This window comes from Acidobacteriota bacterium (genome assembly GCA_009861545.1).
GTDB lineage: Bacteria > Acidobacteriota > Vicinamibacteria > Vicinamibacterales > UBA8438 > WTFV01.
This window is the reverse complement of the sequence record VXME01000082.1, coordinates 1-8,477: the sequence shown is the minus strand read 5'-3', so window position 1 is coordinate 8,477 and position 8,477 is coordinate 1. Positions and strand designations below refer to the sequence as shown.

The following is an 8,477-nucleotide window of genomic DNA, read 5'->3' as shown; positions in this document are numbered from 1 at the left end:
CCCGGCCCACCCCCGGGCGTCGCTGCTAGTTTTCTCCCGGCCGGCGCCGGGCGTGGTCTCGGGGGGGGTTGGTGGGCCTGGGGTGTCGTGCCCCCCCGACGGTGCTCGGGCTGGCGGCGGTTGTGGCCGCGTGCGGGGCAGGGCCGGCGTTCGCCGGCCAGTCGGGCGACGGTGCGCTCGACGCGGCGGTGGCCGCTTTCTGGGCCGCGTCGACCGACGACGAGATCGCGGCCGCCACGGCGGCCGTCCTGGCGACCGATCCGGGCATCGAGGCGATCTGGGGGCGTCTGCGCGCCGGTCGCGCCTATGCCCGCGACGTCCCGACGGGGCGGCGGCTCCTCGCCCGCGAGAACCGCGACGGCGTCGAGCACGGCTACGTTCTGCGCGTACCGGAGGGCTACGATCCGGCGGCGCGGTATCCGGTCATCGTCTACCTGCACGGCGGCGTGTCGCGGCCGAAGCGGGAGGACGGGACCTGGTGGCGCCGCGAGGAACGCCTCGCGCGCGACGACGCCATCGTCGTGGCGCCCGCCTCCTGGGACGAGTCGCTCTGGTGGCAGGACAGCCAGATCGAGAACCTCGCCGGCCTTCTCGACGACCTGAAGCGCGTCTACAACGTCGACGAGAACCGCGTCCACCTGATCGGGATCTCCGACGGGGCGACCGGCGCCTTCTACCACGCGATGAAGGCGACCACGCCGTGGGCCACGTTCCTGACGTTGAACGGCCATCCGGTCGTGCTCGCCAACCCGGCCTCGGACGTCGACGGCGAGATGCATGTCACCAACCTGCGCAACAAGCCGCTGTTCGTCGTCAACGGCGGCCGCGATCCGCTGTATCCGGTCGCGTCGGTGGTTCCCTTCATGCGGCTGTTCCAGCAGGCTGGCGTGTTCGTGGACTTCCGGCCGCAGCCGGAGGCGGGCCACGACGTGAGCTGGTGGGACGACGAGAAGCCGGCCATGGACGCGTTCATGCGCGAGCAGGCGCGTCGGCCGCTACCTTCCCGCCTGTCCTGGGAGACCGAGCGGACCGACCGCTACAACCGTGCGCACTGGCTCGTCATCACCCAGCTGGGGGCGGTCGAGGGCGAGCCGGATCTCGATGCGCACAACACCGTCCTCGACCAGACGTCGGGCCTGCCGCTCGGGATCAACATGATCGGCCAGATGGTGGACGGCTCGGGACTGCGGGTCCTGGAGGTCGGTCCGGATTCCATGGCCTCGGCCGCCGGGATGGTGAACGAAGACACCATCGTGGAGGTCGCCGGTACGGCGGGCCCGACCGTCGAGGATCTGCGGCAGGCGCTGATCGGGTTCGCGCCGGGCCAGCGGATTCCGATGGTGGTGCAACGCGGCGGCGAGCGGATCGACGTGATGCTCGACTATCCCGCGGAAGCCGCGCCGCGCGGCCGCCAGGCGTTTCCGCACACGCTCGCGCCGGGACGGGTGGAGCTGGATCAGCAGCGCAACACCGTGACGGCCTACACGCGGGGGGTCCGGCGGTTCACGCTCCTAATCTCCCCGGAGCAGTTCGACTTCACCCAGCCGATTACGGTGGTCGTCAACGGCGTCACGGCCTTCGACGGCATGGTCGAGCCCGACGTCGCCACGCTGCTCCGGTGGGCCGCGACCGACCAGGATCGCACCGCGATGTACGGCGCCGAGCTGCACATCGAGGTGCCGCCGGCGCCGTAGCAATCGCGCCCGGGGTTCGGCTCCGGGGCGCCTCGGGGCGAGCGCCGTCGCGCCGGCGGGTCAGACGAGCCGTCCGAGGGCATCCGTGAGGCGGCGCAGGCGGTACGCGCCGTCGCGCGGATTGTGGTAGGCGTGTGCCCGCTCGGCCGCCGTCAGCTCGCCGGCGTCCTTCATCGGCTCGAACTGGTGGCCCTCGTGCCACTCGTTGAAGGAACAGATGAAGAGCAGGAAGAAGTCGAGACCGGGCGCGAGCCAGGGATCGGTCTGCAGCAGCAGTGCCCATTGCAGCGTCGCGTCGATCTGACGCTCGGCCAGCCCGGCTGCGCGCTCGCGTTCCAGCGGCTCCGACCAGTCGAAGGGCCGGGTTGGCGGCAGGAATGGCCGCGGGGTGTAACACGAGTCCGGCGGCACCGTCCGGCGTTCGATCTCGTCGAGGCCGGGATTGACGTTGAACGCGCAGGCCAGCCCCAGCCGGCTCGCCGCCAGCGCCGTCCCGAGCCAGGTCGAGCGGTCCGCCAGCGGGCCGTAGGGGGCGACCCCGTCGAAGCCGGCGTTCCGGACGCGTTGCGCGTCCACGCTGTCCGCCAGCAGGACCAGGTCCGGAAACTCGCGCGCCAGGGTGGCGCGCAGCCGGTCGGTCGCGCGCCGCCACTGCGCGTCGGGCACGTACTCGGGTACGTTGCGCAGGTTCCCGTGGCAGTCCCGAATCCTTTCGGGCAGCAGCGTGTTGAACGTCTTGAAGACCGGCGTCTGCCGGCCGGCGTCCCGCTCGTTGAAGTACCAGCAGTCCCAGCGGCGCCGCTCGCCGAACTCCTCCAGCAGGTACAGCACGTCCGCGGGAAACCGTTCGACGCGGTCGAGGCCGTAGGGCTCGAGGTGGAACATCACGTGGATGTCGTGCGCCGCCATCACGTCCATCACGCGGTGGACGGCGCGGTCGGTGAAGCTCTCGCGGCCCCACCAGCTCATGTCGATCGCGCCGGCCCCGGACTCAGCGATCCAGCGTGCGTGCTGCTCCAGCACGGCCGTCGACCGTGAATCGTAAGCCCCCAGGCGGGGGACGGTGTTGGCGGCGAGGTCGGCCGGCGGATTGCGGTCCCACTGCTGCCAGTGGAAGAACGGATCGTTGGCGTACCAGGGGTAGTACTCGAAGACGAAGTGCCGCCGCGGATCGCGGAAGCGCATGTGGAGCAGGTCGCGCAGACGCCCCCACGGGAAGGTCTCGTCGACCGCGTCGTCCGGAACCCGCTGGGGAGCCGCTGTGCTCGCTTTCGCGGGCGCCCGTCCCGGGGGATCGGCCGGGGGGTAGACGCCGAGCCCCGCTCCGGCGCAGCGGACCAGGAAGTCGCGCCGCGACAGAACCGCGGGGCCGCCCGCACGGTGTGGTCTCGTGGCCCGCGTGGCAACTCCCTCGAGGTGTAGACCCTGTCCGGGGAAGATGGTTCGCCCGGACGGGTGTGGAGGAGGGCGACGTGGGGCCCGGCCGGTGCGTGCGGCCGAGCCCCCAAGGCAAACGGCTACTGCAGTTCGTCCGCCGCCGCGTCGATCCCCGCCTGCGCGCAGATGGCGTCGTTGGCGCCGGTGTCGCCGCTGACGCCGATGCCGCCGACGTGGTAGCCGCCGGCCGTCATGATCGGCAGGCCGCCCTCGAAGTAGATGATGCCCGGCACGAAGGCCGCGGCGCCGGGGGCGCCCCCGCTGAACGCCATCTCGCCCCACTGCAGCGTCGAACGCGGGCTGACGGCGGAGCTGCGCGCCTTGCCGATCGCGATGTCCTGCGACAGGAACTGCGCGTCGTCCATCCGGTGGTAGGCCTTCAGGTTGCCGTGGTTGTCGGTGACGGCGATGTGCATCAGCCAGCCCTCGGCTTCGGCCCTGGCGATGCAGGCGTCGATCATCGTCCGCGTGGCGGCGGCGGTGAGAATGGGCCGTTCCTCGACGGCCTCGGCGGCGGGAGCCGCACCGACGATCAGAGCGGACGCGATCAGGGCTGCGAACAGAGTACGAGAACGCATGGCAATCTCCTCGGGTGATGGTGGTTGTGACGGTTTGCGGTGATCCGAGCGACCGGATTCGGGAACCGCTAGAGCTCCCGGACCCAGATGTTGCGATAGCTGACGAAGTTGCGGTGATCCTGAAGCTGGATCGGCGCCTTCGGGGCGTGCGCCTCGTAGCGCGGCGACCCGCGGAAGACGGTCGGTCCCGCTATCTCCACGTGGTTCTGGACCAGGACGCCGTTGTGCAGCACCGTCATCGTCGCCGGGCGCTCCAGGCTGCCGTCGCTCCGGAAGCGCGGCGCCATGAAGACGATGTCGTAGGTCTGCCATTCGCCGGGCGCCCGCGAGGCGTTCACGAGCGGGATGTGCTGCTTGTAGATGCTGGCCGCCTGCCCGTTCGAGTAGCTGCGGTTCTCGTACGAGTCGAGCACCTGTACCTCGTAGCGCTCCATCAGGAAGACGCCGCTGTTGCCGCGGCCCTGGCTCTCGCCGACGATCTCGGTCGGGGTGCGCCACTCGACATGGAGCTGCACGTCGCCGAAGCTGTCGCGCGTGGAGATGGAACCGGTGCCCGGCTTCACGGTCATCGCCCCGTCCGCCACCGTCCATTCGGCCGCACCGTTGCGACCGGTCCACTTCGAGAGGTCCGCGCCGTCGAACAGCACGACGGCGTCGGACGGCGCCTTGGCGTGGCCGCCCGGATGAACGACGGCCGGCTCCGGCTCCCAGACCTCGGTCTTCTCGGGGGGCGGCAACTCGTCGCGCTCCTGGGCCGCGGCGGCGAGCAGCGCGGGAATCACGAACAGCAGCGCGAGCGGCAGGGCGGATCGGGTCATGGCGTGCATCTCCGTTCGATCTCGGGCGATTCTCTTCTACGGCCGTCCTCTTCCACAGCCCGGGCGCGCTATACGCGCGGCAGCTTCCACGGTCCGTCGTACCGCGCCTTGACGAGGGCGTTGGCCGCGTCGTTGTCCTTGAAGGTCATGTCGACGCCGTTCCAGTGCACCTTGGCCCCGGTGCGGAACGCGATGTTGCCGAGATGGGCGTTGACGGCGGCGAGGCTGCCCACTTCCGCGTTGCACACCGGCTGGCGGCGCGTCTTCATGCAGTCGATGAAGTTGGCGGTGTGCTGGTCCAGCCCGCGCTGCCCGGCGGCGGCGGCGACCGGCGGGCGGGTCTCCATCCGCCAGGCGACCGGACGCCGGTTCTCCAGCTTCTCTTCGGGGAAGATCTCCCAGCCCTGCCGGTCTACCACCAGGGTACCGTTGTTGCCGACGAACGCCACGCCGTGCGAGCGCTGGAACGGCCCGAGCTCGATCATCGTCGCCTGCTCCCACACCATCAGGAAGTCGTCGAACTCGTAGAGCGCGGTCAGCGTGTCCGGCGTCTCCTGGGCGTCGTCGGGATAGGCGAGCTTGCCGCCGCTGGCCGCGATCGAGTTCGGCGCGGTCGCCTGCATGCCCCACAGGACGATGTCGATGATGTGCACGCCCCAGTCGGTCATCAGTCCGCCCGCGTAGTCCCAGTACCAGCGGAAGTTGAAGTGGAAGCGGTTGCGGTTGAACGGCCGCTTGGGGGCCGGGCCGAGCCACATGTCGTAGTCGACGCCGTCCGGCGCCGGCTCGTCGGGGAGGTTGGGCACCGGCGGCAGCCAGTTCATGTACGCCCACGCGCGCACGGTCCGGATGCGTCCCAGCTTGCCGGAGTGGACGAAGTCGATCGCCTCGGCCCAGTGCGGGCCGCTCCGCTGCCACTGGCCGATCTGCACGATGCGGTCGTAGCGCTTCGCCGCCGCCACCATCAGGCGGCTCTCCTCGACGGAGTTGGCGAGCGGCTTCTCGCAGTAGACGTCCTTGCCCGCCTCGCACGCCTCGACCATCTGCAGGCAGTGCCAGTGGTCCGGCGTGCCGATGACCACCGCGTCGAGGTCGGGGTTCTCGAGCAGCGCGCGGTAGTCGCCGTACACCTTCGGCGTGACCGACGTCATTTCCTCCACGTCGCGCTTGCGCCGTTCGAGCACGCCGGCGTCGACGTCGCACAGCGCCCCGCACTCCACCTCGTCCATCCGCAGCAGCGAGCGCAGGTTCGAGAAGCCCATCCCGTTGCAGCCGATGACGCCGACGACGATCCTGTCGCTCGGCGAGACGCCCTGCGCGCGGGCGCGGACGGTGGTGGGCAGCAGCGAGGCGGCGCCGGCGCCGGCCGCGGCCGCGGTGGAATCGGTGAGAAAGCGGCGGCGTGTAACTGGCATGGCAACTCCCTTGTGCGGCCTATTCTATCCGGGATCGACCGGCGCGGTGCGGCTCCGGTGGCTCCTACCGGGAAGTCCGGGCGGGAACGTTCTGGCGCCGTCGGATGAAGCGCAGTCAGACACCGGGAGGGACCGGCGGCAGGCGCCGCGCCGCGAGCACGGTCAGGTCGTCCGCCAGCCGGGCGCTGTCCGCATGCGCCACCACCGCCGCCACGATCGCCTCGCCGAGGTCGTCGAGACCGTCGGCGTGATGCGTCTCGATCAGATGCCGGAGTCCGATCTCGTCGAACGGCACGCCCGCCGGGCTCTCCGCTTCCGTGACGCCGTCGCTGTAGGCGACCAGTAGATCCCCGGGATCGAGGGTCAGCTCGGCCGCCTCGTAGGTGGCGCGGTCGAACATCCCGAGGGCGATGCCGCCGGTCGCGAGCGCCTCGATCTCGCCGGCCTGCCGGCGGAGCAGCGGCGGCGTCTGCCCCGCGTTGATGTAGGTGAGCGTCCAGGTGGCGGGGTCGATGGCGGCGACGAACATCGTGATGAACCGCGACCCGGGGGTCTGCTCGTAGACCAGCCGGTTGAGCCGCTCCATCAGGCCGACCAGCGTCAGGTTCTCCGCGGCCAGCGTCCGCAACATCGCGATGGCGAGGGCCATCAGGAGCGCGGCGGGGCTGCCCTTGCCGGAGACGTCGCCCAGCATCAGCAGCAGCCGGCCCTCCGGCAGCCGCAGGATGTCGTAGCAGTCCCCGCCCACGGTGTTCGCGGGCCGGGTGCGGCCGGCGGCTTCGAGGCCCCGGATGGCGTGGATCTTCTGCGGCAGCATCGCGAGCTGGATCTCGCGGGCCACCTCCAGGTCGTTCTTCAGGCTCAGGCGATCCGCCACCTCGAGCAGCACCAGCAGGTTGACCAGCACGAAGCCGATCGCCAGCCAGCCGGTGCCGTCGGACCAGACCAGACTGGGGAGCGGGACGCTGACGAGGAACGGAACGACGGGCACACGGACCAGGCCGATGCCCTCGAAGAGCTCGATCAGGCCCACGACGGTCGCCACGAGCGCGATCCCGAACAGCGCCCGGCGGGCCGGCGACAGCTTCAGCGTGAAGGCGAGGAACACGAGGCGCGCGCGCAGGGTGAACCGCTGCAGCGGCGGCAGCCCGGCGAACGCCCCTTCGTCGATGTGGCGGGTGAAGAACCGGTACGCGTCGCGGGCGTCGCGCGTGAAGAGGCGCTGGACGTCCTCGCCAGTCAGGTCCTTCGTGTAGACCTCGAAGAAGTCGTCCTCGCGCCGGTCGGTATCCATCACGTCGAGTATACGTAGCGCGCGCGGTCCACGGTCCATGGTATGAAGGGAAATGGCCGATCTGAAGAAGATCTACGAGGCGGACGGTCCGGGCGATGCGCACGTCCTCCGCGGCCTGCTCGAGGTCGAGGGGATCGAGGCCGTCGTCCGGGGCGACGACATGGTGCCGCTGCAGGGCGGCACTCTCTCCTTCGTCGAGATGCGTACGTCCGTGTGGGTGCTCGACGACGACGACGGGGGACGCTACGCCCGCGCTGTCGAGATTGCCGACGACTACGCCGCGGGAAGGCAGGCGCCGGCGGAGGCGGAGGGCGGGGCGGTCTGGCGTTGCCGGTCGTGCGGCGAGTCGATCGAAGAGCAGTTCACGGTGTGCTGGAGCTGCGGTGCGGAGCGCGGGCGGCAGCCGTGACCGGCGCGGCCGCCGCCCCGGATTCCGACCCTCCTAGGGGAGCGGGATCAGGTCTCCCTCGAACGTGACCTTCTCGCCCGGCACGATGAGCACGTCCAGCGTGAGCGGCTCGTAGCCGGGATGCCGCACCTCGACCGTGTGCGCTCCCTCCTCGATCCGCAATCGCTGGAACATGCCGTCGAACTCGTTCACGATTCCGACGAAGTACCCGTCGACGTAGACCTCCGCGGCGCGCGGGCGGACCTTCAGGCGGAGGAATCCCGTATACGCGTCCGCGACGTGCGCGTAGCCGTAGCGGACGTAAGGGTCGTACCAGCCGTAGGGGTAGCCATAGCCGGAGTACGGAATGCCGGCGCCGACGTGGACGTGCGGCGCGTAGCCGAACCCGGCGCCGAAGGAGAAGCCGGGGAAGTAGAAGTAGGTGCCGTAGACCCGCGGGCGGCCGTAGCGGGCGAACCCGACGTGGCGGTGCCAGCGCGGCCCATACCACGGTCGGTAGTAGCCGTACCCGCCGCGATAGTGATAGCCGTAGCGGTAGCCGGGCCGCGGCCGGGGGCTGTAGCGGCCGCGATAGTCCGGACCCGGACCGGGGCGCCTCCCGCCGCGGGCCCGCGGCACGGCGCGCCCGTGGGTATCGATCACCGCCGGCCGCCGGCCGCGGCCGCCCCCGCCGACCTGCACGGGTTGCCGTCCCCGCGCGTACGGGCGGTCCCGGACGACGCCGCCCCCCCGTCCCGCGCGGGCGGGGGGGGGCCCCGGCCCGCCGCCCCGGCCCGCCCGGGCCCGGCGCCCCGGGGGCGCGGGGGGTCGGGCGGGGGGGGCCCGCCGACGC

General features: G+C 71.1%; 8 protein-coding genes. 2 read left to right on the top strand and 6 right to left on the bottom strand.

Annotated features, from left to right (window positions below; translation table 11 throughout):
* The first annotated feature begins 71 nt into the window (after positions 1–71).
* A complete protein-coding gene (locus F4X11_13540; protein ID MYN66036.1) occupies positions 72–1,694 on the top strand; it encodes a hypothetical protein in 1,623 nt (540 codons plus the stop codon).
* Positions 1,695–1,754: 60 nt separating this feature from the next.
* Here F4X11_13540 and F4X11_13535 read toward each other — a convergent pair whose 3' ends face one another.
* From F4X11_13535 to F4X11_13515, 5 genes are all read right to left on the bottom strand, one after another.
* A complete protein-coding gene (locus F4X11_13535) occupies positions 1,755–2,879 on the bottom strand; it encodes a hypothetical protein (protein ID MYN66035.1) in 1,125 nt (374 codons plus the stop codon).
* 332 nt (positions 2,880–3,211) lie between these two features.
* Positions 3,212–3,709, bottom strand: a complete 498-nt coding sequence (locus tag F4X11_13530) for a heme-binding protein (protein MYN66034.1) — start codon at positions 3,707–3,709, stop codon at positions 3,212–3,214.
* 68 nt (positions 3,710–3,777) lie between these two features.
* Positions 3,778–4,527, bottom strand: coding sequence for a DUF1080 domain-containing protein (locus F4X11_13525; GenBank protein MYN66033.1), 750 nt, complete (start codon positions 4,525–4,527; stop codon positions 3,778–3,780).
* Positions 4,528–4,595: 68 nt separating this feature from the next.
* Entirely contained in the window at positions 4,596–5,942 is a 1,347-nt protein-coding gene (locus F4X11_13520; protein ID MYN66032.1) for a Gfo/Idh/MocA family oxidoreductase, read from the bottom strand.
* 115 nt (positions 5,943–6,057) lie between these two features.
* The gene (locus F4X11_13515) at positions 6,058–7,275 is read right to left on the bottom strand and encodes a PP2C family protein-serine/threonine phosphatase (protein ID MYN66031.1); all 1,218 of its coding nucleotides are present in this window, start codon (positions 7,273–7,275) and stop codon (positions 6,058–6,060) included.
* A gap of 13 nt (positions 7,276–7,288) precedes the next feature.
* Between F4X11_13515 and F4X11_13510 the strand changes: the two genes are divergently transcribed.
* Positions 7,289–7,645 carry a DUF2007 domain-containing protein gene (locus tag F4X11_13510; protein ID MYN66030.1) on the top strand — a complete coding sequence of 119 codons (357 nt, stop codon included), beginning with the start codon at positions 7,289–7,291 and terminating at the stop codon, positions 7,643–7,645.
* Between the two features lie 33 nt (positions 7,646–7,678).
* On the opposite strand, the gene F4X11_13505 is transcribed toward F4X11_13510, so the two are convergent.
* Positions 7,679–8,326 (bottom strand): PEGA domain-containing protein, encoded by a 648-nt coding sequence (locus tag F4X11_13505; protein ID MYN66029.1) that lies wholly within the window; start codon positions 8,324–8,326, stop codon positions 7,679–7,681.
* Between the last annotated feature and the right edge of the window lie 151 nt (positions 8,327–8,477).